Raw genomic sequence first — 24,349 nt, forward strand, 5'->3', positions numbered from 1 at the left:
CGATCCGGGCCGACACGGCCGCGGTCACCATCGCCCGAGCCGGGTCTGGAGCACCGCGAGTGCGGCGGGACCGGCCGTCGACGTCCGGAGGACGGTGTCCCCGAGCCGCACCCGGACCGCACCGGCCGCGGACAACCGGTCGAGCTCGGATCCGTCGATGCCGCCCTCGGGTCCGACCACCAGCGCGATCGACGTCGCGTCCGTCGGCGGCTCCCAGGTGGCGAGCCGATCGGTGGCGGTCGGGTCGAGGACGAGCAGCACGGACTCCGCGGACACCGACGCCGCGAGCGCGGCCGTCGTGACCGGGTCCGACACCGTCGGCACCCAGGACCGGACCGCCTGCTTCGCGGCCTCGTGCGCGATGGCGGCCCAGCGCGCCCGGCCCTTGGCGACCTTCGCACCCTCCCACCGGGAGACGCTGCGGGCAGCGGACCACGGTACGACGTGGTCGACGCCCACCTCGGTCGCCGCCTGCACCGCCATCTCGTCACGGCCGCCCTTCGCCAGGGCCTGCACGAGAGTCAGGGACGGCACCGGCTGCGGCGCCGCGGCGACGTCCGACACGGTCAGTTCGAGGGCATCGCGACCGAGCGTCGCCACCGCACCGGTGACGACGGTGCCCCGGCCGTCCGAGATGCGCAGCACCTCGCCGACCCGGACCCGGGACACCGTGACGGCGTGCCGTCCCTCGGCGCCGTCGAGCGTCACGGAACCGCCGATCGAGACGCCCTCGAGCGAGTCGACGAGGTAGAGGGACGCCATCAGTGGTTGAAGAAGCGGTCGCGCAGCTTGCCGAACATGCCCTGCTGGAACCGCGCGAGCTGTGGCGGCGACGCCTTCTGCGACTTCGCGAGCTGCTCGACGAGCTGCCGCTCCTTGTGCGAGAGCTTGGTCGGCGTGACGACCTGCACGCCGACCCGGAGGTCGCCGCGACCGTTGCCGCGCAGCTTCGTGACCCCGCGGTCCTTCAGGACCAGCACGTCGGCGCTCTGCACGCCCGGGCGGATCTCGAGTTCCACCGGTCCGTCCAGCCCGTCGATCGTGGTGGTCGTCCCGAGCACCGCATCGGTCATCGCGACCTCGAGCGTGGCGAGGAGGTCGTCGCCGTCACGGCTGAAGACGTCGTGGTGCCGCACGCGGATCTCGAGGTAGAGGTCGCCGGCGGGTCCACCTGCGGGCCCGACCTCGCCCTGTCCGGGCATCTGCAGTCGCAGCCCCGAGTCGACACCGGCCGGCACGTCCACCGGGATGGTGCGACGCGCACGGACCCGGCCCTGTCCCTGGCAGGTCGGGCACGGGTTGGGGATGACGGTGCCGTGGCCGCGGCAGGTCCCGCAGGGGGCACTCGTGACGACGTTGCCGAGGAGCGAGCGGACCTGGCGCTGGATGTGGCCGGAACCACCGCAGATGTCGCAGGTGCGCGGGCTCGTCCCCGGCGCGCAGCACGATCCGCCGCAGGTCTCGCAGAGCACCGCCGTGTCCACCTCGACGTCCTTGTGCGTGCCGAAGACGACCTCGTCGAGGTCGACGTCGATCCGCAGCAGGGCGTCCTGTCCGCGCTCGGCGCGGCTGCGGGGGCCGGATCCGCGACCGCCACCACCGCCTCCACCGAAGAAGGCGTCGAAGATGTCGCTGAAGCCGCCCGCTCCACCGCCGAAGGGCCCGTCTGCGGCGGGGCCGGCGTCGTAGCGGCGGCGCTGCTCCGGGTCGCTCAGCACGTCGTACGCGTGCGTCACGTCCTTGAAGCGCTCGGCGGCGTCGGGGCTCGGGTTCACGTCGGGGTGGAGCTCGCGAGCGAGTCGGCGGTACGCCTTCTTGATGTCGGCGTCGGCCGCGTCGCGCGGGACACCGAGGACGTCGTAGTGGTCTGCCACGTGTTCCTCAGGAGGTTTCGTCGGTCGTGTGGATGGGTCGGACTGGAGGCTCGGGGTGTGCCCGCCTGTCGGCGCGCGTCCCCGAGACGGCGCGCGCACCGTCGGCGGACGTCGGGGCGGTCGTCAATTCTCTCCGAGCAGTCTGGACAGGTACCGCGCGACCGCGCGCACCGCGGCCATGTTCGAGCCGTAGTCCATGCGGGTCGGGCCGAGGACGCCCAGGCGGGCGACCTCGCCGCCGGCGGCGAGGTAGCCCCCGGCGACGATGCTGGTGGCGTCGAGGCCGTACTCGGCGTTCTCGACGCCGATGCGGGCGGTGACGGTCGCGTCGTCGAGCTGCATCTCGCCGAACAACCGGAGCAGGGTCACCTGTTCCTCGATCGCCTCGAGCACCGGGAAGAGGCCCCCGGAGAAGTCTGACTCGCTCTTGGCCAGGTTCGCGGCACCGGCCATCAGCAGCCGGTCCTGCCGCCCCTCGGCGACCTGCTCGATGAGGGTCGCGACGACGACGCCGGCCAGGACCTGGGCGTCGGGTCGGATCTGGGCGGGCACGGCACGGAGCGCGGTGGGGACGTCGTGGAGCAGGAGCCCGACGGATGCGGCGTTGAGCACCGCACGGAGCTCGACCAGCGCGGACTCGTCGAGGTCGACGTCGGTCTCGACGACGCGCTGCTCGACCCGGGCGGTGTCGGTGATGAGCACGACCATGAGGCGGGTCTCGGCGAGCCGGACGAGTTCGACGTGCCGCACCCGAGCGCGCACCATCGACGGGTACTGCACCAGGGCGACCTGGTTCGTCAGCTGGCTCAGCAGCCGGACGGTTCGGCTGAGGACGTCGTCGAGGTCGTTGGAGGCGCCGAGGAAGGTCTCGATCGCCTGTCGCTGCGCGCTCGAGAGCGGTCGGGCGGCCGCGAGGTGGTCGACGAAGAGCCGGTAGCCCTTGTCCGTCGGGACGCGACCCGACGAGGTGTGCGGCGCGATGATGAGCTGCTCGTCCTCGAGCAGGGCCATGTCGTTGCGGATGGTCGCGGCGCTGACCCCGAACGCGTGCCGCTCGACGATCGACTTCGAGCCGACGGGTTCGCGGGAGGCGACGTAGTCGCGCACGATGGCCTTGAGGACCTCGAGGGAACGTTCGCTGACCATCGGCATCCCTTCTCTCGACGCTGGCACTCGGACGTGTCGAGTGCTGATCCTACGCCCGGGCACCGACGTCCCGACACTTCTGCACCGGTGTGGATACGCTGGCGCGCATGAGCTACGGACAGCCGCCGAACGGTCCCCACGGCTACGCACAGCAGCCCGGTGGGCCCCAGTACCAGCCGCCCCAGCCGATGACCCCGGAGGACCAGCGCCTCTGGTCGACGCTGACGCACGTCGGGGGCATCTTCTTCAGCTTCGTCGCGCCGCTCGTGGCGTACTTCGTGCTCCGCGACCGCGGCCAGTTCGTCCGCGAGCACACCCGCGCGGCCCTGAACTTCCAGATCACGATGGCGATCGCCGACGCGGTCGGTGTCATCACGAGCTGGCTGGGGATCGGGCTGCTGATCCTGCTGGCCGTGCGAGTGCTCACGATCGTCTTCAGCATCCTCGCCGCGGTCGCCGCGAACCGGGGACAGCTCTACCGCTACCCCGTCGCGATCGAGTTCGTGAAGGCCTAGTCGAGCAGCTCGCGCACGACCGCGTCGGCGAGCAGCCGCCCCTGGAGCGTGAGCTCGACCCGGCCGGGGCGGGCCAGGGCACTGCGACCGTCCACGAGACCACGGGCGATGAGCCCCGCGACCCGGCCACGGGCCTCCTGGCGGAGGTCGTCCGTCGTGAGCTCGCCGCGGACGCGCGCAGCGAGCAGCACCCGTTCGACGTACCGGGTCTCGTCGTCGATGGTCTCGCGTCCCGCCGCCGGCGACTCGCCGGCGAGCACCCGGTTCGCGTAGGCGGCCGGGTGCTTGACGTTCCACCATCGCGTGCCCGCGACGCTCGAGTGCGCGCCGGGGCCGATGCCCCACCAGTCGTGGCCCTTCCAGTAGGACAGGTTGTGTCGGCTGGCGTGGTCCTCGCCCCTCGCCCAGTTCGACACCTCGTACCAGCCGTAGCCCGCGTCGCCGAGGACCCGGTCCGCGAGCTCGTACATGTCCGCGGCGAGGTCGTCGTCCGGAGCCGGGAGCTCCCCGCGGGAGACCGCGCGGCCCATGGCGGTGCCGTCCTCGACGATGAGCGAGTACGCGGACACGTGGTCCGGCTCGCAGGCGAGCGCGGCGTCGAGGGAGGTCCGCCAGTCGTCGAGGGACTCCCCCGGCGTCGAGTAGATGAGGTCGAGCGAGACGTCGAGCCCCTCGTCACGGGCCAGGGCCGTGACCAGCGGGACGCGGGCGGGCTCGTGCGTCCGGTCGAGCGTCGCGAGCACGTGCGGGACCGCGGACTGCATGCCGTAGCTCATCCGGGTGAAGCCCGCGCGTCGCAGCGTGCGGATCGCGTCGGCGTCGACCGAGTCGGGGTTCGCCTCGGTCGTGACCTCGGCTCCGGGCAGGATCCCCCACGTGTCGTCGATCGCCCGGAGGATCATCGCCAGGTCGCTCGCCGGCAGCATCGTCGGGGTGCCCCCGCCGAAGAAGACGGTCGAGACCGGACGACGCGGCACCCCCGAGCGGTCGAGCACCTGGGCGGCCCACTCGACCTCGCGGACGGCGTGGCCGGCGTAGTCGTCACGGCGGACGCCACGGAGTTCCGAGGCCGTGTAGGTGTTGAAGTCGCAGTAGCCGCACCGCACCCGACAGAACGGCACGTGCACGTACACGCCGAACGGGACGTCGCCGGCGCCGGGACCCGGGGTGAGCAGGCCGTCGGCCGGGGCCGGGTCGGCGATCGGCAGAGCACTCGGCATGGGCTCCATTCTCCGTCATGATGGAGGGCATGGAGCACCACCCCGTCCCGACCACGGTGCTGTGGGACATCGACGGCACCCTCGTCCGCAACGCGACCTCGCCGGGCAACCTCTACCACCTGGCCCTGGAGCGCGCCGTCGGCCGTGACCTCCCCCAGCTCGTCGGCCACCAGCACGGTCGCACGGACGCCGGCATCATCGCCGAGCACGTCCGGGCGCACGACCTCGACGACGGCGTCGTCTCCGCGGTCAGCGACCACCTGCGCGACCTCTCCGAGGAACGACACCGCGCGGGCGACCACCGCACGCCGGCCCCCGGCGCGCGGGACCTCGTCGCGCGCTTCGCCGAGATCGGCTGGCGGAACGGCCTGCTGACCGGCAACTCCGCCTACCGGGCCCGGGTCAAGCTCCTCGGGGCGGGCTTCGACGTCGACGCCTTCGACTGGGACCACTCGTACTTCGGCGACGAGGAGGTCGAACGGGCCGGGGTCACCGCCCGTGCGGCCGCGGCACTCGCGGGCACCCGCGCGGTGATCGTCGGGGACACGCCGCGGGACGGCGAGGCCGCGGACGCGGTCGGCATCCCGTTCCTCGCCGTGGCGACCGGCGTCTACGACGTGGACGCCCTCCGACACACGAACGCCGTCGTGGTCGCACGGGACTGCGTCACCGACGCGTCGCTCATCGAGGACGCCATCGCCGCACTCCCGCCGCTGCGTCCCGTCGCGTAGGCGCGCCCGCGGTCGGTCGTCGGGCGTCAGTCGCCGCGGAGCGCCTCGAGGTAGCGCTGCGCCATCGCCCGCTGCTGACGACGCAGCATCGGCGCGACCAGCCGCCACTTCCGGCTCGCGGGCTGGGAGAACTGGCGGACCTGCAGCCAGACCGAGCCGTCCGAGGTGCGCTCGACGACGAACGACTCCTCGCCGGAGAGCGGGTGCCCCTCGAGCGTGCCGTAGGCGAAGCCCTTGCGGTCGGGCTCGTCGATCACGGACACGACCCGGACCGGCGCCTGCACGGTCTGCCCGAACGCGTGCATCGTCAGCACCGCGGACGTGCCCGCGGTGACCAACGGTGTGCCGTCCGGCGCGAAGTGCTCCACCCGCGGGGTCCCGATGGACGCCGGGGCGATCGGCACGCCCTGCTCGTCGAAGGTCACCGGGTTGTAGCGGACCTCGTCGTCGTCCGGGGCGTCGTCCACCCGCACCTCGATGCCGCTGCGCTTTTGGATCTGCCACGTCAGGGCCTGCGTGACGGCGGTCTCGAACCGCTGGTCGCCGTGGCCGATCCGAGCGCGGGACTCCGCCGGCACGAAGCCCTCCGGCGGGTACGTCATCAGGTCCGGCGCCTGGGTGGCCCCGACGGCGCCGTAGGTCAGGGCGGTCAGGTAGCCTCCGCGGCCGCTCACTTCTTCTTCTCCTCGACGTCCCCGGACAGCGCGGCGATGAAGGCCTCCTGCGGGACCTCGACCCGGCCGATCGTCTTCATGCGCTTCTTGCCCTCCTTCTGCTTCTCGAGCAGCTTGCGCTTCCGGGTGATGTCACCGCCGTAGCACTTCGCCAGGACGTCCTTGCGCATCGCGCGGATGCTCTCGCGGGCGATGATGCGGGCACCGATCGCGGCCTGGATCGGGACCTCGAACTGCTGGCGCGGGATGAGCTTCCGGAGCCGCTCGGTCATCAGCGTGCCGTAGGCGTAGGCCTTGTCGCGGTGGACGATCGCGCTGAACGCGTCGACCTGGTCGCCCTGCAGCAGGATGTCGACCTTGACGAGGTCGGCGGCCTGGTCGCCGGTGGGTTCGTAGTCGAGGCTCGCGTAGCCCTGCGTCTTGCTCTTCAGCTGGTCGAAGAAGTCGAACACGATCTCGCCGAGCGGGATCTCGTAGCGGATCTCCACGCGGTCCTCACCGAGGTACTCCATGCCGAGCAGGGAGCCGCGGCGCTGCTGGCAGAGCTCCATGATCGCGCCCACGTAGTCCTTCGGCGCCAGGATCGCGGCGCGGACCATCGGCTCACGGACCTCGACGATGCGCCCGGTCGGGAACTCGGACGGGTTCGTGACCTCCGTCACGCTGTTGTCCTCGGTCGTCACCTCGTAGATCACGCTCGGGGCGGTGGTGATGAGGTCGAGTCCGAACTCCCGGCTGAGGCGCTCGGTGATGATCTCGAGGTGGAGCAGGCCGAGGAACCCGCAGCGGAAGCCGAAGCCGAGCGCCACCGACGTCTCGGGTTCGTACACCAGTGCCGCGTCGGAGAGCTTGAGCTTGTCGAGGGCGTCGCGGAGGTCCGGGTAGTCGGAGCCGTCGATCGGGTAGAGGCCCGAGAAGACCATCGGCTTCGGGTCCGTGTAGCCGGCCAGGGCGTCGGTCGCGGGCTTCTGCGCGCTGGTGACGGTGTCGCCGACCTTGGACTGGCGGACGTCCTTCACGCCGGTGATGAGGTAGCCGACCTCGCCGACCGAGAGGCCCTTCGTCGGCTTCGGCTCCGGCGAGGAGACCCCGATCTCGAGGATCTCGTGCGTCGACTTGGTCGACATCATCTGGACCTTCTCGCGCGGGCCGATCGAGCCGTCGACCATGCGGACGTAGGTCACGACGCCGCGGTAGCTGTCGTAGACCGAGTCGAAGATCATCGCCCGCGCCGGGGCGTCGACCTCGCCGACGGGCGCCGGCACGGTGCGGACCACGCGGTCGAGGAGCTCCGCCACCCCGACGCCGGTCTTGCCGGAGACGCGGAGGACGTCCTCGGGCTTGCCGCCGATGAGCTGCGCGAGCTCGGCGGCGTACTTGTCCGGGTCGGCCGCGGGGAGGTCGATCTTGTTGAGCACCGGGATGATCTCGAGGTCGTTCTCGAGCGCCAGGTAGAGGTTCGCGAGCGTCTGGGCCTCGATGCCCTGCGCGGCGTCGACGAGGAGGATCGCACCCTCGCACGCGGCGAGCGACCGCGACACCTCGTACGAGAAGTCGACGTGGCCGGGCGTGTCGATCATGTTGAGCGCGAAGGTCTGTCCGTCGAGCTCCCACGGCATGCGAACGGCCTGCGACTTGATCGTGATGCCGCGCTCGCGCTCGATGTCCATCCGGTCGAGGTACTGCGCGCGCATCGCACGTTCCTCGACGATGCCGGTGATCTGCAGCATGCGGTCGGCCAGCGTGGACTTGCCGTGGTCGATGTGCGCGATGATGCAGAAGTTGCGGATCGCCTCGGCCGGAGTCGCGGCGGGCTCGAGCGGAGCGGATGCTTGTGGGCTCACGGTTCCTCAGGTGGGTCGGACGGTCGAACGATTGTCCCACGGTTGTGTGCACTCGGGGTGCGGCGCATGCCGGACGCGTGCCGTGCCTCCAGTCCGGCGCCCGCGCACGGTGCGCCGGTGCGAAGGTGCACGGTTCGGCCGGCGCTGGCGGCGCACCGGCCGGGCAACCGCGCACGGTGCGCCCCTGCGCCCATCCGCGCCTGGTGCGCCGCGCCTGGTGCGCCCTCAGTCGTGCCGTGCGCCGCTGTTCCCACGCACCACCCCACTGACGGCGCACAACCCTGCAACCGCGCACGGTGCGCCCCTGCGCCCTTCCGCGCCTCGTGCGCCGCGCACCGGGCGCATCCGAGCACGGTGCGCCCTCAGCCGCGCCGTGCGCCGCTGTTCCCGCGCACCACCCCACTGACGGCGCACCACCCTGCAACCGCGCACGGTGCGCTCAGACGCGCGCGTGCTCCGGCGCGGGCAGCGCACCCAGGCCGTGCCGCAGGTCCTCCGGCGTCGCCGCCAGGCAGACCCGGATCCAGCCCTCGCCACTCCGACCGAACGCGCTCCCGGGCGCGACCGCGATCTTCTCGCGCTGCAGGAAGCCGAGCGTCCACGCCGCGATGTCACCGTCGGACGCGTGCGACATGTCGATCCACAGGTAGAAGGCGCCCTCCGGGTCGTTGTACCGGATGCCAGCGGCATCGAGCACCTCGGTGGCGACCGCGAGGTTCGCGCGGTAGTGCTCCCGGGCATCGCGCACGGCCGAGTGGTCCCCCACGATCGCCGCGAGGGCCGCGTACTGGTCGGGCTCCGCGACGCAGCTGATCATCGACTCCTGCACCGTGCGCATCGTCGGACCGAGCCCCTTCGGCGTCACCAGGTACCCGACGCGGACGCCGGTCATCGCGTACGTCTTGCTCAGCGAGAACGCGGTGAAGACGCGGTCGTCCTCGTCGAGGGCAGCCAGGCTGACGTGGCGGGTGCCGTAGGTGAAGTACTCGTAGACCTCGTCGCTGATCACCCAGAGGTCGTGCTCCTTCGCGAGCGCGAGGAGGCTGCGGAGCGTGTCCTCGCCGAACACCGACCCGAGGGGGTTCGACGGGGAGTTCACCACGATCGCCCTGGTGCGCTCGGTGATGCTCGCCTCGAGGGCACCGAGGTCGGGCTCGAACCCGCGCTCCGCCTCGAGCCGGTACGGCACCGGCGTCGCGCCGAGGATGTGCGCGTTCATCGTGAAGGTCGTGTACCCGGGGTCCGGCACCAGGATCTCGTCGCCGGGGCTCAGCACGAGCGTCATCGCCTGGAAGAGCGCCTGCGTCGCGCCGATCGTCATCCAGATCTGTTCGAGGTCGGCCTCGATCCGGTTCTCGCGCAGCAGCTTCTGCTGGATCGCCTGCCGGAGCGGGAGGATGCCCCCGTTCGGCGTGTAGTCCGTCCGGTCCTCGGTCCACGCACGCCTGGCGGCGTCCCCGATGTGCGCGGCCACGGGGACGTCGGGCTCCCCGACGACGAGCATCGTCACGGCCTCACCACCGCTCTGCAGCAGGGCGGCCTGTTCGAAGACCCGGCGGATGCCGGAGGCGGGGACGGTGTCGATCCGAGGTGCGAGGGACGGCATGACCGCCACGGTAACGCGCCCGTGTTTCCGCGCGGTGACGCGCACCATCGCGGGGCGCGACCGCGTGTCGGATGCGTTGTACGGCGTCCCCCGTCCTGGTAGTGTTGCTTGCTGGCTTGCGCGTTCCCCGCCCACGGGTGGAACGCGAGACGACCAAGGGCCCCTCTACCCAGCGGTCGCACTCACCCGTACGAGACGAAGCAGGAGCACCACGCATGGCGAACATCAAGTCGCAGATGAAGCGCATCAAGACCAACCTGAAGGCCCAGGAGCGCAACAAGGCCTACAAGTCCGAGCTCAAGACGCTCATCCGCCACACCAACGAGGCCGTCTCGTCCGGCGACAAGGAGAAGGCTGCTGCCGCTCTGGTCACCGCGACGAAGAAGCTCGACAAGGCCGTGAGCAAGGGCGTCATCCACAAGAACCAGGCCGCGAACCGCAAGTCGGCCATCGCGAAGAAGGTCGCTGCGCTCTGACGCACTGATCCTCTCGGAGGCCCCGCACCGGCTCGGTGCGGGGCCTCCGTCGTTCCACGGGAGTGGAACGGTGAACCGCGGTCCGGACACAGCACCGCGCATCGACACGGTGTCGTGTCCGGAACGCAGTGCAGTGGGCGTCTCGCGGCGACAGGGCCGCGGCCGGACGCCGGACGCCGCCCGCCGGACAGGAGGCTCGGCTCGCCTCAGCGCTCCTCGCCGCGTCGGGCGATGGTGCGGACCATGACCTCGAGCGCGTAGTGCGCGTCGCGTGCGCCGCCCTTGACCGCCGTGTCCGCCTCGGCGATGCTGATGATCGCGTTCGCGAGCCCGGACTCGCTCCACCCGGCGACGTCGCGCTGTGCGCGCTGCACCTGCCACGGCGCCATGCCGAGCGCCGATGCCGCCTGGCCGCTGGAGCCCCGGAAGGCGCTGACCTTCGCCATCGTGCGGATCTTGCTCGCGAACGCGGCGACGATCGGCACGGGGGCCTCGCCGGTCGCGAGGGCGTGCCGGAGTTCGACGATCGCCGGAGCCGATCGCCCCGCGAGCGCGATGTCGGCCACCTTGAAGGCGTTCGTCTCGACCCGACCGCCGTAGTACTTGTCGACGACCTTGTCCGTGATCTCCTGCGCTTCGTCGGCGAGGAGCTGCCGGCACGCCGCCGCGAGCTCGGCGAGGTCGTCCGCGAACGCCGCCACGAGCGTGCGCACGGCCGACGGGGCGATCTTCCGTCGAGCGGCGCGGAACTCGGCGTTCACGAAGTCGGCGCGGTCCGACTCCCGCTTGAGTTCGTCGCACTGCACCTCGATCCCACCGCCGACACCGCTGCGGATCGTGTCGAGGAGTTTCTTGCCGCGGACGCCCCCGCCGTGCCGCAGCACGATCGTGACGTCGTCCGCCGGTGCGCCGAGGTACGCGATGGTCTCGGTGATGAACGCGTCCGTGCACTTCTCGACGTTCGTGACCCGGACCAGTCGGGGCTCGCCGAACAGCGAGGGGCTGGCGAGCGTCGCCAGGACCCCCGGCGCGTACTGGTCTGCTTCGAGGTCGTGGACCTCGAGCGCGGGGTCCTCGCCGACGAGGAGGTCGCGCAGCATGCCTGTAGCCCGTTCCGCGAGGAAGGTCTCCGGCCCGGTGACGAGGACGACGGGCGCGGGACGGATGCCGGACCACGGGACCTGGTCGATCTTCGCGGCGGCGCGCGCGGGCTTCTTGGCGGGCATGCGTTCCTTCCGATGGTGCGCGTCCGAGTCTAGGGGCCACGTCCGACCCTGCGTCGGACGGCGTGCGCTCCGTCCACACCACCGGACTCCCGTTCGTTCCTGAGACGACGACGGTGCCCTGCTGGTCCGTGCGGAACGCGGTGGTCCCGGCGTCGGCGAGCATCCGCAGGGCCCGTTCGGTCGGGTGGCCGTAGGGGTTGTCGGCGCCGACGCCGATCAGTCCGACCCGGGCTGCGAGCTGCCGGTACAGGGTCGGGTCCTGGTCGGCGGACCCGTGGTGCGACACCTTCACGACGTCGATCGGTCCCCGCGGTGCCACCGTTCGGAGTCGTCGTTGCGCGTCGCGGTCGAGGTCCCCGAGGAACACACCGGACAGGCAGGGCGGACAGGACCCGTCGGCGTCGAGCTGCAGCACGATGCTCGCGTCGTTGCCCGCGGCGGTGGCACCGTGCCGCGGCCAGAGCACACGCCAGTGCACGCTGCCGAGTGTCCCCGCCGTTCGGTCGTCAGCGCGCCGGACGTCGACCCCGGCCGCGACGAGGCCACGGACGACCGCGGCGTCGGCGGGACGGTCGACCGGGCCGGTGAGCGCGACGTCCACCTGCCCTGCGACCTCGTCGACGGCGCCGACGTGGTCACGGTCGAAGTGCGTGAGCATGAGGAGCTCGAGGTGACCGACCCCGAGCAGGTCGAGGCAGGAACGCAGGCGCTCCGGTTCGTCACCGACGTCGATGAGGGCGGTGCTCGTCCCGCTCCGGACCAGGACGGCGTCCCCCTGACCGACGTCGCACGCCACCACCGACCAGTTGCTCGGCACGCCGGCGCGGACGACCACCAGTGGGACGACGGCCGTACCCGCGCCGACCACGACGACGACCCCGGCGGCGAGGAGCAGTCGCCAGCGCGCAGCGGCGGGGACGAGCACGGCGACGGCGACGGCGGCGCTGACCACGACGGCGGCTGCGACACCGACCAGGCCAGCCGGCCAGGGGACGGACGCGGCCGGGAGGGTCGCCGCTCCGCGTGCGACGACACCGATCGCGGATGCCGGCACCCACGCCACGGCCGCCAGCGCGGCAGCCCCGGCTGGCCACAGCGGCGCGAGGACGCAGGCGGCGAGCCCGACGACGGTCACGATCGGGGCGAAGGGCTCGGCGAGGAGGTTCGCCGGGACCGCGTACGTCGGCAGCGCGGCGGACAGCGGGACCGTCAGCGGCCAGCACGCCACCTGCGCCGCGACGGGCACGGCGACGGCAGCGGCCACCGGCCCCCACACGCGGCGTGCGAGCACTGCGGTGAGGGGTGGTCCGAGCACGACGATGCCGCTCGTCGCGAGGACCGACAGCCCGAACGCGAACGACCGGGAGAACCACGGGTCGACCACCAGCATGCCGATCACCGCGAGCGCGATCAGCGGAACGCCGCGCACCGGTCGACCGGCCAGGTGGACGACCAGCACGACGACCGCCATCACCGTCGCGCGGAGGACGGACGGGTCCGGTCGCACGAGCACCACGAAGCCGAGCAAGAGCGCGACCGCAACGGCTGTCCTGATGGCGCGACCGAGGCCGATCGCCCGCCCGACCACGACGACGAGCGCCACGATCACGGCACAGTTCGATCCCGACACGGCAGTCAGGTGGGTCAGCGCACTCGTCTCCATCGCGGCCTCGGTGTCCGCATCGAGTCCGCTGCGGTCGCCGATGGCCAGTCCCCGCAGGAGCGCTGCGCCCGGTTCCGGCAGGCCCCGCGTGACGTCCACGAACGCGCGTCGGGTGTCGTCGGTCACCGCGAGGAGACCCGAGGGTGTCCCCACGGTCACGGATCCCCGGATGAAGAGCACGAAGGCCGTCGCCGACCCGGGTGTGTCCGGCTGCACGACGGCCCGGGCGGAGAGCCGACTCCCCGCGCCGACGGTGCGCTGGTGGTCGTGGTCGCGGTCGGGCACGACCCGCACCGGGACGTGCAGTGGCGACGCCCCCGCGCCGACCGTGACCAGCGTCCCGACGACCGACCGGTCCCCCGGCGCGAGGTCACGGCCGAGGACGACCTGCACCGCGACCGGCCCGCGCGGCGGCGACGCGAGCGCTGCCGGCGTCCGCTCCGCCGCACCGACCGCGACCGAGACCCCGACCAGGCCCACGAACAGCGCCGTCGCCACCGCGATCGAGGCGACCAGCCGGAGTCCGTCCGCCCGAGACCGGGCGAGCACGACGACGCCCACCACCGCCACGATCGCCGCGACGACGGAGACGCCCCAGGCCGCTGCGATGCTTCCGACGAGCACGGCCGACGCCGCCCACACGACCGCCGCGGGCGCACCCACCCGCAGGTCCGACCAGCCCACCGCGGCGGTCACACGCGCACCCGCTCCCGGAGCTCGGCGAACCGGGCGTCGCCGATCCCGCTGACGTCGAGGAGGTCGTCGACCGCCGTGAACCGTCCGTGCTCGTCGCGCCACGCCAGGATCCGCCCGGCGAGCGCCGGACCGATGCCCGGCAGGGTCTCGAGCGCCGCCTGGTCGGCCGTGTTGAGGTCCACCACGGCGTCAGCGGCAGACGCCGAGCCCGGGCCGGCACCCGCGGCCGGAGCGCTGCCCGAGGCCGGCCCGTCGATCGCCTGCGGCACGTCGACCTCGCCGACACGCGGCACGTACAACCGCTCCCCGTCCACGAGTGGCCGCGCGAGGTTGAGCCGCGCCAGATCGGCGTCCGCGGCGGCTCCCCCGGCCGCCGCGAGCGCATCGGTCACCCGACTCGTCGCCGGCAGCGTCTCGACCCCGGGACGCTCGACCGCCCCGAGCACGTGGACGACGACCGTTGGTGCGGCCGTTCCACCCGACCGGTCAGGAGTGCCGGACGGACCGGTCGAGTCCGGCGTGAGGGGCTGTCGACCGGCGGCTCCAGACCCCGAAGACCCCGCCCCCGACCCCGCAGAGCCCGGCCCCGAGCCCGGAACCGCTGGCGCCCCGGTCACCGTCGCCGTGGCTCCAGCACCACTCCGGACGGTCCCGACCAGCACCACGACGAGCGCGACCACGACGACGAGGCCCGCGAGGACCAGCGCGGCACGGGGCGTCAGGGCGAAGCGGGACATGGCACCAGACGCTAGGGAGCCCGGGAGGGCCGCATCGACCTCCGCGTGCGGATGGTGGACGGATGCGCTCCGGGACCCCCCTGTGGAGAACCGACGCTCACCGGCGGCGGGACAGTCCGTTCTCCGCTCGGATCAGCCGGTTCTCCCGCCGTCGGTTCAGCACCCACAGGACGACACCGACCACGAGGACGGGAACGCCGAGCGCCGCCTGCCCGTGCGGCCACTGCGCGGCACCGAGGTACATGCACCCCACCCAGGTCACACCGATGCCGACGGTCACCCACGCGAAGGCGACGGACGGCAGCGCGGCTCCGACGACGCGCCGGTGTCGCAGCAGGAGCAGGCTGCTGACGACGACCACGAGGACCAGCGCGATCGGGACCGGCCAGGGCGCCGTGAAGTCCGGCCACCCGGTGGCGACGTTCGCGTACCGGTACTTCCCGTGCGCGGGTACCGGGGGATGCGTGATCGATCCGCGGATCGACGCGAACAGGCCGAGCCCCACCGGCCAGAGCAGGCCGGCGATGCCGGTGACCAGCGCGGTGCGCTCGAAGCGGCGCCGTGCAACCCGTTCCGCCACGCCGAACGTCCGGGACGCTCGCGCGTCCGCGCGCACGACCGCGATCATCCGGCCACTACGACGCCGACGCCTGGCGTTCGAACGCTCCCCCATGGCAGACCATCCTGCCACCCGAGCGTGCGGTCACCGGTGACAGAGACCCCACCCGGTGATGGTCGCCGCGCCCGCGCCGTCGGTCGGGTAGGTGAACACGACCGTGGGGCTCCGTCCCGCCGCGCCGGTGGCGGTGATCGACGTGCTGTGTGCGTCGCGCGCCGCCTCGGTGATCGTGGTGAGGTGGTGCTCGCGGAACACGGCCCTGACCTGCTGCCGCACCGACGGCGTCACGACCTGCTGGTCGTCATGCAGGTGCACCTCGGACGAGAACCCCGTCGGGTCCTGGTCGTTCAGGCCCATCCACGTCGTCCCCTGGCACTCCCCGTCGTCGAGGTCGTCGACGGTGACGTCGTCGGCGGGTGCTCCGGTGGCGAGCTCCCAGCCCGGCCCGAGCACGTCGGTCAGGTCGTTCGCCGTGGCCAGCATCGTCGCGGTCGTCCGAGCGGCCGTCCGGTCGTCGACGTTCGCCGGGGCGGGCGTCCCGGAGCAGCCGGCGACCGCGACAGAGACGGAGACGGCCACCACGGCCGCCACCATCACGGCTCGATGACCACGCCGTGTGTTCCCCCGGTCCACCATTCCAGGGTAACCCCGTCGTTCCGCTCCAGGTCCGCTCACCCCGACGCACGCACCGACGCCAGACCGCCACCGGCACACCGCGGGGCCCGGCCGACCGACCGGCCCCGCGTGCGATCAGCCCTTGATCGCGATGTTCACCAGCTTCGGCGCCCGCACGATGACCTTCACGACCTCCCGGTCGCCGATGTACCGCTGCACGTTCGCCGAGGACCGCGCGAGCGCCTCGAGCTCGTCCGGCTCGATCGACTTCGACACCTCGAACGAGTCGCGCACCTTCCCGTTGACCTGGACCACGGCGGTCAGGGTCTCCTGCACGAGGAGCGTCGGGTCCGCCTTCCGCCAGCCGTACGTGGCGACGGAGCCCTCGTAGCCGAGCTTCTCCCACATCTCTTCGCCCGCGTACGGCGCGAACACGCTGAGGCCCAACGCGACGGTCTCGACGGCCTCGCGGACCGCGGGGTCGCCTGCACCGGGACCGCTGTCGATGGCCTTCCGGGTGACGTTGACGAGGTCCATCAGCCGCGCGATCACGACGTTGAACTTGAAGGACTCCATCAGCCCCGGCGCGTCCGCGAGGAACCGGTGCGTCACCTGGCGCAACGCACGGTCGCCGTCGGCCCAGACAGTGTCCGGGGTGGACGTGACGTCGGTGGCGAGACGGTAGGCGCGGGCCAGGAAGCGTGCGGAGGCCGCCGGCGAGACGTCCTCCCAGTTGATGTCGTCCTCCGGCGGGCCGGCGAAGCCCATCACCAGGCGGATGGCGTCGACACCGTGCGCGTCGAGCTCGTCACCGAGCGAGACACCGCCCTTCGACTTCGACATCTTGGAGCCGCCGGAGAGCACCATGCCCTGGTTGAGCAGCGCCGAGAACGGCTCCGTGAAGTCGAGGTAGCCGAGGTCGAACAGCACCTTCGTGACGAAGCGTGCGTAGAGCAGGTGCAGGATCGCGTGCTCGACACCGCCGATGTACTGGTCGACGGGCGCCCACTTGTTCACGAGCGCCGGGTCGAAGGCCTGCGTGTCGTCGTTCGCCGACAGGAAGCGCAGGAAGTACCAGGACGAGTCGACGAACGTGTCCATCGTGTCGGCGTCGCGCTTGGCGGGCGACCCGTCGACGGGGTTCGGCACGTTCACCCAGTCGGTGGCGCCGCCGAGGGGCGAGGTGCCCTTCGGCTTGAGGTCGAGTCCCTCGGTCGGGGGCAGCACCACGGGCAGCTGGTCCTCCGGCACCGGGTACTCGGTGCCGTCTTCGCCGTGGATGATCGGGATCGGGGTGCCCCAGAAGCGCTGGCGGGAGATGAGCCAGTCACGCAGGCGGTACGTCTTCGCCGCGCGCCCGGTGCCCCGCTCGTCGAGGAGCGAGATCGCGGCCGTGATGGCGTGCTGCTTCGACATGCCGTCGAGCGGGCCGGAGTTGATCATCCGTCCCTGCCCGGTGAGCGCCTGACCGGTGGACACCGGGTCCAGGGCGGGCAGCTCCATGTCGTCGGTGATCACCGGGATCGCGCCGGTGACCGGCTGGTTCGTGTCGACGACGACCTTCACCGGCAGGTCGAAGGCCCGGGCGAAGTCCAGGTCGCGCTGGTCGTGCGCGGGCACCGCCATCACGGCACCGTGGCCGTAGTCCGCCAGCACGTAGTCGGCCGCCCAGATCGGCAGGCGCTCGCCGGTGAGCGGGTGGATCGCGAACCGGTCCAGGGGCACGCCGGTCTTCGGGCGGTCCGCGTTCTGCCGGTCGATCTCGGAGGTCTTCTGCGTCGCGACGAGGTAGTCCTCGAACGCGGCACGCACCTCGGGCGAGGCCGTGGCGACGAGCGACGCCGCCAGGTCGGAGTCGGGCGCCACGACGAGGAACGTCACACCGTGGATGGTGTCCGGACGGGTCGTGAACACCGTCACGGGCTCGTCACGACCCTCGATGACGAAGTCGACGTCGGCACCGACGGAACGACCGATCCAGTTGCGCTGCATCGCCAGGACCTTCGCGGGCCAGCGCCCCTCCAGCTGGTTGAGGTCGTCGAGCAGCCGGTCCGCGTAGTCGGTGATCTTGAAGTACCACTGCGTGAGCTTCTTCTTCACGACGACGGCACCGGAGCGGTCGGATGTGCCGTCCGGCAGGACCTGCTCGTTCGCCAGGACGGTCTGGTCCACCGGGTCCCAGTTGACCCAGCTGTCCTTCCGGTACGCCAGGCCCTTCTCGTACATCTTGAGGAACAGCCACTGGTTCCACTTGTAGTACTCGGGGTCGGAGGTGTGGATCTCCGTCGTCCAGTCGAAGGACGGTGCGTACCGCTTGAAGGACGCCTTCTGCTGCGCGATGTTCGCGTAGGTCCAGTCCTTCGGGTCCACCCCGCGCTTGATCGCCGCGTTCTCGGCCGGCAGGCCGAAGGAGTCCCAACCGATCGGGTGGAGCACGTTGAAGCCCTGCTGCCGCCAGTAGCGCGCGACGAAGTCACCGAGCGCCCAGTTCTCGGCGTGCCCCATGTGCAGGTCGCCGGACGGGTACGGGAACATCTCGAGGATGTACTTCCGGGGACGGCGGTCCTCGGGGTCGACGGTGAAGAGCCCGAGCTCCTCCCACCGCCCCTGCCACTTGTCCTGGATGCGCCGGAAGTCGTAGGTGTGCGGGTCCTCGACGTGCTGCTCGATGGTCACGGAACTCTCAATCGGTCGGGATGCGCCGGTCTGGAGGCGCGTGGAACGTCCGTCGGACGTGTTCCGGTCCTCAAGATTACAAGGCACGGGCCCCACTCGCGGACGGCCAGGAGCGAACGTCACGGGGATGGTCAGGCCACGATGCGGCCGTCCCGCATCCGGATCGTCCGGTCGACCAGGTCGGCGGCCACCGGCACGTGTGACACGACCACGACGGTCCGCCCGGCGGCACGGGCGGTGGACACGAGGTCCCGGAGGACGGCACCGCCGAGATCGGGGTCGATGTCGGCCGTCGGCTCGTCGAGGACGAGCACCGGGAAGGCGTGCAGGAGCGCCCGGGCGAGTGCGAGCCGGTGCGCCTGCCCGCCGGAGACCAGGCCGCCCCGCTCCCCCACCCCCGCGTCGAGACCACCGCGCCGTTCGACCCACGAGCGCAGGCCGACCCGGTCGAGCACGGCCAGCAGCTCGTCGTCACCGGCGGTGTCGCGCGCGAAGAGCAGGTTCTGCCGGATGGACTGGTCGAACACGAACGGGTCCTGCTCGATCAGCCCGACCCGCGCGCGCACCGCGTCCGGGTGCATCGTCCGCGCCTCGACCCCGTCGATCGTGTAGCTGCCCCGGTGGTCGACGAACCGCACGAGCGCGTCGACGAGCGTCGACTTGCCTGCGCCGCTCGGGCCCTCGACCACGACGACCTCGCCGGGGGCCAGGTCGAACGACACGTCCTCGACCGCGGCCGTCGCGGCGCCGGGCCACTGCACCGTCATCCCGCGGACCGACACCGTCACGGGTCCGTCCACGACGAGTGCGGCGGGGTCGGCGTCCTCGTCGGGCTCGGCGACGATGCCCGTCGGGGTCTCCGCGGGGACGACCCGCTCGACGCGGTCGGCGGCGGCACGGACACGACGGAGGGTCAGGACCGCGAGCGGGACCCCGCCGACGACCTCGAACAGCGCCAGCGGGACGAAGACCGCCAGGACCCAGAGCGGACCGTCGAGGGCACCGGCGGCCACGACCGGGGCGCCGACGGCGAGGATCCCGATGACGGCGGCGCCACCGATGAGTCCGACGAGGGCTCCCACGAGGGACTCGACCGTGGCCCGGCGTCGCACCGCCCTGGTGACCCGGGCGTCGAGGGCAGCGATGCGGCCGAGCCGCTCGTCGAGGGTGCCGTACGCGGCGAAGACGTCGAGCGTCCGGACGGTGTCGAGCACCAGGTCGGCCACCCGCCCGCGCTCCGCGGCGGTCTCCGCGTCGCTGCGCCGCGCGATGGACGCGGTGACGACCGAGCCGAGCACGGCCGCGACGCCGAGCGCGACGAGGAGGACGACGGCCGCCGGCACGGAGACGAGCGCCACGGCCACGACGGAGAGCGCCGCGGTGACGCCCGCGGTGACCAGCGGCCCGACGACGCGGATCGGCAGGTCCTGCAACCGGTCGGTGTCGGTGACGAGCCGGGTCATGAGGTCGCCGCGACCGGTCGTGCCGAGGCCGGCCGGCGCGACGGAGGCGAGGCGTCGGTACATCTCGGTGCGGACGACCGCCAGCTGCCGGAACGACGCGTCGTGCCCGGCGAGCCGGTCGACGTAGCGGAGGGCCGCCCGCCCGAGCGCGAACGCCCGCACCCCGACCATCACGAGCGTCAGGTAGAGGATCGGCGGGTGTTCGGCAGCCCGCGTGATGAGGTAGCCGCTCGCGGCCAGCAGCGCCACGGCGCACAGCGCGCTCAGGGAGCCGGCGGCGACCGCGCGCCACCACCCGGCACCGCGCGGCATGGCGAGCCGGAGGACGGACGCGTCCCGAGCCTCCAGGCCGCTCATGCGCGGACCCCGGCAACCGCGACGGCACCGCTGGCGGCGACGTCGACCCGGACGTCCGCTGCCGCGAGGACGGCCGGGCGGTGGCTCGCGACGACGACCACGGCTCCGGCGTCGGCGAGCCGACGCAGCGTGTCGACGACGTGGGCCTCGGCCTCGGCGTCGAGGGCCGACGTGGGTTCGTCGAGGAGGACGAGGCGCGTGTCCGCGCGTCGGTGCCGGTACAGCGCGCGGGCGACGGCGACGCGCTGCGCCTGGCCGCCGGAGAGTCCGGTCCCACCGGCGCCGACCTGGAGGCCAGGGTCGAGTCCCAGCGCAGCGTCGCGGAGCGCACACCGGACGTCGTCGAGGTCCGGTTCCGCGCTGAGTGCCACGTTCTCCGCGACGGAACCGCGCACGAGGCGCGGACGCTGGTCGGCCCAGGCGATGCGGTCACGCGTGGTCGTCCCGGCGACGCCCGGCACGCGAACGGTGCCCTCGTGGGGCAGGACCCCGCGGATCGCGGCGATGAGGCTCGACTTGCCGGAGCCGCTCGGACCGGCGAGCACGACCAGCGTGCCCGCCGGTGCGGTCAGGGACACCGGGCCGACGACGACGTCGGGGCGGCGGACCGTCACCGCGTCGAGCGCGAGCGCGTCCGACGCCGCGGGCACGGCCGCGTCGACGACGGGTGCGTGGGCGTCGTCGAGGACGTCGAGCACGGCGGCCGACGCCTCCACGCCGTCCTGCGCCGCGTGGAAGTCGGCGCCGACCTGGCGGATCGGTGCGAAGGCCTCCGGTGCGAGGACCAGGACGAACATCGCGGCACCGAGGCCGAGGGACCCGTCGACGAGCCGGATGCCGATCGAGACGGCGACGAGCGCGACCGACAGGCTGGCCGCGAGCTCGAGCGCGAACCCGCTGACGAACGACAGGCGGAGGACGCCGAGCGTGCCGCGACGGTAGGCGTCGGTGACGGTGCCGATCCTGGCGACCTGCCGACGGGCACGACCGAACACCTTGAGCGTGGCGACCCCCTCGACGGCCTCGAGGAAGGCGCCACCGAGCCGGGCGAGGGCGTCGGACTGGCGACGCTGCAGCGTCTGGGTCGCGAGTCCGATCAAAATCATGAACACCGGGATGACCGGCAGTGCGGCCAGGACGATCAGCCCGCTCGTCAGGTCGCCGAACCCGATCGCGACGAGGAGCACCGGGGTCGCGATCGCGGTGAGCGCGAGCTGCGGCAGGTAGCGACCGAAGTAGGCGTCGAGAGCGTCGAGCCCGGGTCCGAGGGTGGTGGCGAACCCGGCGCTCGAGCGCTCCGCGAGCCAGGCCGGTCCGCGCTCGGCCGCCCGGGCGAGCACCGTGCGGCGGAGCTCGCTCTTCACGGTGGCGGCGGCACGGGCGGCGAGGTCGTCCGTCGCCCACGCCGCCACGGCGCGGAGGACGAACGCCCCCGCGAGCAGCGCCAGCGTCGGCACGACCGTCGACGGGACGACGCCGCCGTGGTGCACCACGTCCACCACCTCGGTGACGGTCGCGGCGATCCCCCAGGCGATCGCGATGGTCGCGACCGTCCGGAGGACGCCGGTGCCGGCTGCGGCGACGACGAAGCCGCGCGCCGAGCGGGACAGGCGGAGCAGGCGCGGATCGAGCGGCTTCATCCTCGGGCCTCCTAGTGCGCGGCGGCGGTGACCTGGGCGCGGGTGACGCGCTTGCGGAACACCCAGTAGGTCCAGGCTTGGTAGGCGAACACGAGCGGCACGAAGACCACCGCGACCCAGCTCATGACCGTCAGCGTGTAGGTGCCACTGGAGGCGTTGTACACCGTGAGGCTGTTCGCCGCGTCGACCGAGTCGGGCATCACGGCCGGGAAGATCGCGGTGAACATGGCCAGCACCACCGCGGCGATCGTCACGGCCATCAGCGTGAACGCCCGGCCCTCGCGCCCCCAGGCGTTGCAGAGCACGGCGAGGACGAGTGCCAGGGCGGCGACGACGGAGAGCACCAGGGACGCCGGGGTCGCCCGGACGGACGCCATCGCCACCAGGAACGCCGCCGCGACGACGATCGTCACGATGCCGGCACGGGTCGCGAGGCGCTTGGCGCGCTGCCGGATGTCGCCCTCGGTCTTCAGCGCGATGAAGACGACCCCGTGGGTGAAGAACACCAGGAGCGTCGCCAGGCCGGTCAGCAGGGCGAACGGGTTGAGCAGGTCGAACAGCGTGCCGGTGTAGTTGTGGCCGGCGTCCATCGGGATGCCACGGACGACGTTGCCGAACGCGACGCCCCAGAGGAAGGACGGCAGGGCGCTGCCGACGATGATCATCAGGTCGAAGCGCCGCTTCCACTCGAGGTGCTTGTTCTGGTGCCGGTACTCGAACGACACCCCGCGGGCGATGAGCGCCGCGAGGATGAGCAGCAGCGCGAGGTAGAAGCCGGAGAACATCGTGGCGTACCACTCGGGGAACGCCGCGAACAGGCAGGCGCCGGCGACGATGACCCAGGTCTCGTTGAGGTCCCAGACCGGGCCGATCGTGTTGATCATCACGCGACGGTCGGTGTCGTCCTTGCCGAGGAACGGCAGCGCCATCCCGACGCCGAAGTCGAACCCGTCGAGCACGAAGTACCCGACGAAGAAGACGCCGACGATCGCGAACCAGAGAACAGGGAGATCCATCAGTACACCGTCACTTCGTGCTTGACCTCGCCGGTGGCCTCGTCGACCTCCGCGGGAGCCGCCGGGCCCTCCTGGGCGACCTTCTTGATGAGTCGGAACTCGACGACCGCCAGCGCGCCGTAGATGAGCGTGAAGACGACCAGCGAGATGAGGACCTCCAGCCCGGTCACGTTCGGGGACACCCCGTCAGCGGTCTTGAGGAGGCCGAACACGAGCCAGGGCTGACGACCCATCTCGGTGAAGACCCAGCCGACGATCATCGCGGCCATCGGCAGCGGCACCGCCCAGGTGGCGATCCGCCAGACCCAGCGCTTGGTCGGGAACCGGCCCTTGCGGGTGAGCCAGAGCCCCGCCAGGGAGACGAGGACCGCGCCGACGCCGAGGGCGATCATCCAGCGGAACGACCAGTAGGTCACCCAGATGATCGGCTTGTAGTCGCCGGGGCCGTACACCTGCGTGTACTGCGCCTGCAGGTCGTTGATGCCCTCGACGGTGCCGGTGAAGGTGTGCGTCGAGAGGAACGAGAGCAGGTACGGCACCCGGATCGAGAACAGCTCGTGGACACCGTCCGGGGTGCCGAGCGTGAAGATCGAGAACGAGGCGTCCTTGCCGGTGGCGGTGTTGTAGAGCGCCTCGGCCGCGGCCATCTTCATCGGCTGCGTGTCGACCATCGTCAGACCGAGCTGGTCACCGGTCAGCACCGTCAGGGCGCCGGCGGCCACCATCGTCCAGAGCCCGAACTTGAGCGCCGGCATCATCGTCTCGAGGTTCTGGTTCCGCGCCAGGTGCCACGACGCCACCGCGATGATGACCCCGGCGGCCACCATGAAGCAGGCGAACAGCGTGTGCGGGAACGCGGCGAGGGCGACCTTGTTCGTCAGCACCGCCCAGATGTCGGTGAGCTGCGCCCGGCCCTTCGCCGCGTTGATCTCGTACCCGACCGGGTGCTGCATGAACGCGTTCGCGGCGATGATGAAGTACGCCGACATGATCGTCCCCGCGCTGACGCACCACATGCTCGCCAGGTGCAGCCCCTTCGGCAGGCGGTCCCAGCCGAAGATCCACACGCCGATGAAGGCCGCCTCGAAGAAGAACGCCAGGATGCCCTCGAGCGCGAGCGGGGCGCCGAACACGTCACCGACGAAGCGGGAGTAGTTCGACCAGTTCATGCCGAACTGGAACTCCTGCACGATGCCGGTGACGACGCCCATCGCGAAGTTGATGAGGAAGATGCGCCCGAAGAAGCGGGTGAGCTGGAGGTAGTGCGCCCGCCCGGTGCGGTACCACGCGGTCTGGAACACCGCCACGACCACGGCCATCCCGATCGTCAGCGGGACGAAGAGGAAGTGGTAGATGGTGGTCAACCCGAACTGCCACCGCGAGAGGATGAGGGGATCGAGGACCGCGTTCATGCCGCGTGACCGATCGTGGATGCCGAGCGGATGTGGTGCACGTCAGTTGCTTCCTGTGGAAGGGCTGCTGTCTGGTCGTCACGCCCTCGGGACGCCTCCACGGTACCGAACCAGGAACCACTTCGACAAGATGTAGAAGGCCT

At 71.8% G+C, this 24,349-nt stretch carries 19 protein-coding genes and 1 pseudogene; 3 read left to right on the forward strand and 17 right to left on the reverse strand.

Annotated elements, in window-relative coordinates; translation table 11 throughout:
- Nucleotides 1-24 precede the first annotated feature (24 nt).
- The 3 genes from FS641_RS02430 to hrcA form a co-directional block, all read right to left on the reverse strand.
- Nucleotides 25-762: a 16S rRNA (uracil(1498)-N(3))-methyltransferase gene (locus FS641_RS02430; RefSeq protein ID WP_144759323.1), complete on the reverse strand. Its 738-nt coding sequence runs from the start codon at nt 760-762 to the stop codon at nt 25-27.
- Nucleotides 762-1,874, reverse strand: coding sequence for a molecular chaperone DnaJ (dnaJ, locus tag FS641_RS02435; RefSeq protein ID WP_144759326.1), 1,113 nt, complete (start codon nt 1,872-1,874; stop codon nt 762-764). Before dnaJ ends, FS641_RS02430 begins: the two co-directional genes overlap by 1 nt.
- A gap of 123 nt (nt 1,875-1,997) precedes the next feature.
- Nucleotides 1,998-3,020: a heat-inducible transcriptional repressor HrcA gene (gene hrcA / locus FS641_RS02440; RefSeq protein ID WP_144759329.1), complete on the reverse strand. Its 1,023-nt coding sequence runs from the start codon at nt 3,018-3,020 to the stop codon at nt 1,998-2,000.
- 107 nt (nt 3,021-3,127) lie between these two features.
- Here hrcA and FS641_RS02445 point away from each other — a divergent pair, with 107 nt between their 5' ends.
- Nucleotides 3,128-3,535, forward strand: coding sequence for a DUF4870 domain-containing protein (locus FS641_RS02445; RefSeq protein ID WP_260855611.1), 408 nt, complete (start codon nt 3,128-3,130; stop codon nt 3,533-3,535).
- On the opposite strand, the gene hemW is transcribed toward FS641_RS02445, so the two are convergent.
- Nucleotides 3,532-4,755, reverse strand: a complete 1,224-nt coding sequence (hemW, locus tag FS641_RS02450; RefSeq protein ID WP_144759332.1) for a radical SAM family heme chaperone HemW — start codon at nt 4,753-4,755, stop codon at nt 3,532-3,534. The genes FS641_RS02445 and hemW overlap by 4 nt on opposite strands.
- 29 nt (nt 4,756-4,784) lie before the next feature.
- On the opposite strand from hemW, the gene FS641_RS02455 reads away from it, so the two are divergent.
- Nucleotides 4,785-5,486, forward strand: a complete 702-nt coding sequence (locus FS641_RS02455) for an HAD family hydrolase (protein WP_186317539.1) — start codon at nt 4,785-4,787, stop codon at nt 5,484-5,486.
- A 26-nt stretch (nt 5,487-5,512) separates the two neighbouring features.
- Here the strand turns inward: FS641_RS02455 and FS641_RS02460 are convergent, their stop codons facing one another.
- The 3 genes from FS641_RS02460 to FS641_RS02470 form a co-directional block, all read right to left on the reverse strand.
- The gene (locus FS641_RS02460) at nt 5,513-6,160 is read right to left on the reverse strand and encodes a DUF1990 family protein (protein ID WP_260855612.1); all 648 of its coding nucleotides are present in this window, start codon (nt 6,158-6,160) and stop codon (nt 5,513-5,515) included.
- The gene (lepA, locus tag FS641_RS02465; RefSeq protein ID WP_144759337.1) at nt 6,157-8,004 is read right to left on the reverse strand and encodes a translation elongation factor 4; all 1,848 of its coding nucleotides are present in this window, start codon (nt 8,002-8,004) and stop codon (nt 6,157-6,159) included. The genes FS641_RS02460 and lepA overlap by 4 nt, the downstream gene beginning before the upstream one ends.
- 439 nt (nt 8,005-8,443) lie before the next feature.
- Nucleotides 8,444-9,610, reverse strand: a complete 1,167-nt coding sequence (locus FS641_RS02470; RefSeq protein ID WP_144759340.1) for a pyridoxal phosphate-dependent aminotransferase — start codon at nt 9,608-9,610, stop codon at nt 8,444-8,446.
- A gap of 215 nt (nt 9,611-9,825) precedes the next feature.
- Between FS641_RS02470 and rpsT the strand changes: the two genes are divergently transcribed.
- Nucleotides 9,826-10,086, forward strand: coding sequence for a 30S ribosomal protein S20 (rpsT, locus tag FS641_RS02475; RefSeq protein ID WP_144759343.1), 261 nt, complete (start codon nt 9,826-9,828; stop codon nt 10,084-10,086).
- Nucleotides 10,087-10,292: 206 nt separating this feature from the next.
- Here the strand turns inward: rpsT and holA are convergent, their stop codons facing one another.
- The 10 genes and pseudogenes from holA to FS641_RS02525 form a co-directional block, all read right to left on the reverse strand.
- Nucleotides 10,293-11,312 carry a DNA polymerase III subunit delta gene (gene holA, locus FS641_RS02480; protein ID WP_144759346.1) on the reverse strand — a complete coding sequence of 340 codons (1,020 nt, stop codon included), beginning with the start codon at nt 11,310-11,312 and terminating at the stop codon, nt 10,293-10,295.
- A gap of 598 nt (nt 11,313-11,910) precedes the next feature.
- Nucleotides 11,911-12,975 (reverse strand): annotated as a pseudogene (locus FS641_RS18565) (ComEC/Rec2 family competence protein); the annotation flags it as partial.
- Between the two features lie 692 nt (nt 12,976-13,667).
- On the reverse strand, nt 13,668-14,408 hold the full coding sequence (locus FS641_RS02490) for a ComEA family DNA-binding protein (RefSeq protein ID WP_144759349.1): 741 nt from the start codon (nt 14,406-14,408) through the stop codon (nt 13,668-13,670).
- 97 nt (nt 14,409-14,505) lie between these two features.
- Nucleotides 14,506-15,081, reverse strand: a complete 576-nt coding sequence (locus FS641_RS02495; RefSeq protein ID WP_144759352.1) for a hypothetical protein — start codon at nt 15,079-15,081, stop codon at nt 14,506-14,508.
- Nucleotides 15,082-15,111: 30 nt separating this feature from the next.
- Nucleotides 15,112-15,660 (reverse strand): hypothetical protein, encoded by a 549-nt coding sequence (locus tag FS641_RS02500; RefSeq protein ID WP_144759355.1) that lies wholly within the window; start codon nt 15,658-15,660, stop codon nt 15,112-15,114.
- 117 nt (nt 15,661-15,777) lie between these two features.
- Nucleotides 15,778-18,318 (reverse strand): leucine--tRNA ligase, encoded by a 2,541-nt coding sequence (gene leuS / locus FS641_RS02505; protein WP_144759358.1) that lies wholly within the window; start codon nt 18,316-18,318, stop codon nt 15,778-15,780.
- 131 nt (nt 18,319-18,449) lie between these two features.
- Nucleotides 18,450-20,138 (reverse strand): thiol reductant ABC exporter subunit CydC, encoded by a 1,689-nt coding sequence (gene cydC / locus FS641_RS02510; RefSeq protein ID WP_144759361.1) that lies wholly within the window; start codon nt 20,136-20,138, stop codon nt 18,450-18,452.
- Nucleotides 20,135-21,778: a thiol reductant ABC exporter subunit CydD gene (gene cydD, locus FS641_RS02515; RefSeq protein ID WP_144759364.1), complete on the reverse strand. Its 1,644-nt coding sequence runs from the start codon at nt 21,776-21,778 to the stop codon at nt 20,135-20,137. The genes cydC and cydD overlap by 4 nt, the downstream gene beginning before the upstream one ends.
- An 11-nt stretch (nt 21,779-21,789) precedes the next feature.
- Nucleotides 21,790-22,794: a cytochrome d ubiquinol oxidase subunit II gene (gene cydB / locus FS641_RS02520; protein ID WP_144759367.1), complete on the reverse strand. Its 1,005-nt coding sequence runs from the start codon at nt 22,792-22,794 to the stop codon at nt 21,790-21,792.
- A complete protein-coding gene (locus tag FS641_RS02525; RefSeq protein WP_144759370.1) occupies nt 22,794-24,206 on the reverse strand; it encodes a cytochrome ubiquinol oxidase subunit I in 1,413 nt (470 codons plus the stop codon). The genes cydB and FS641_RS02525 overlap by 1 nt, the downstream gene beginning before the upstream one ends.
- Nucleotides 24,207-24,349 lie beyond the last annotated feature (143 nt).

The sequence above is a fragment of the Curtobacterium sp. 9128 genome (assembly GCF_007673775.1).
Taxonomy (GTDB): Bacteria; Actinomycetota; Actinomycetes; order Actinomycetales; family Microbacteriaceae; genus Curtobacterium.

What these genes read in the sequence shown, in the direction of transcription:
- cydC (WP_144759361.1), bottom strand. Translation starts at nt 20,138, where the DNA reads ATGAGCGGCCTGGAGGCTCGGGACGCGTCCGTCCTCCGGCTCGCCATG.
- hrcA (WP_144759329.1), bottom strand. Translation starts at nt 3,020, where the DNA reads ATGGTCAGCGAACGTTCCCTCGAGGTCCTCAAGGCCATCGTGCGCGAC.
- FS641_RS02490 (WP_144759349.1), bottom strand. Translation starts at nt 14,408, where the DNA reads ATGTCCCGCTTCGCCCTGACGCCCCGTGCCGCGCTGGTCCTCGCGGGC.
- FS641_RS02525 (WP_144759370.1), bottom strand. Translation starts at nt 24,206, where the DNA reads ATGAACGCGGTCCTCGATCCCCTCATCCTCTCGCGGTGGCAGTTCGGG.
- FS641_RS02430 (WP_144759323.1), bottom strand. Translation starts at nt 762, where the DNA reads ATGGCGTCCCTCTACCTCGTCGACTCGCTCGAGGGCGTCTCGATCGGC.
- cydB (WP_144759367.1), bottom strand. Translation starts at nt 22,794, where the DNA reads ATGGATCTCCCTGTTCTCTGGTTCGCGATCGTCGGCGTCTTCTTCGTC.
- holA (WP_144759346.1), bottom strand. Translation starts at nt 11,312, where the DNA reads ATGCCCGCCAAGAAGCCCGCGCGCGCCGCCGCGAAGATCGACCAGGTC.
- FS641_RS02445 (WP_260855611.1), top strand. Translation starts at nt 3,128, where the DNA reads ATGAGCTACGGACAGCCGCCGAACGGTCCCCACGGCTACGCACAGCAG.
- hemW (WP_144759332.1), bottom strand. Translation starts at nt 4,755, where the DNA reads ATGCCGAGTGCTCTGCCGATCGCCGACCCGGCCCCGGCCGACGGCCTG.
- FS641_RS02470 (WP_144759340.1), bottom strand. Translation starts at nt 9,610, where the DNA reads ATGCCGTCCCTCGCACCTCGGATCGACACCGTCCCCGCCTCCGGCATC.
- cydD (WP_144759364.1), bottom strand. Translation starts at nt 21,778, where the DNA reads ATGAAGCCGCTCGATCCGCGCCTGCTCCGCCTGTCCCGCTCGGCGCGC.
- rpsT (WP_144759343.1), top strand. Translation starts at nt 9,826, where the DNA reads ATGGCGAACATCAAGTCGCAGATGAAGCGCATCAAGACCAACCTGAAG.
- FS641_RS02455 (WP_186317539.1), top strand. Translation starts at nt 4,785, where the DNA reads ATGGAGCACCACCCCGTCCCGACCACGGTGCTGTGGGACATCGACGGC.
- FS641_RS02495 (WP_144759352.1), bottom strand. Translation starts at nt 15,081, where the DNA reads ATGGGGGAGCGTTCGAACGCCAGGCGTCGGCGTCGTAGTGGCCGGATG.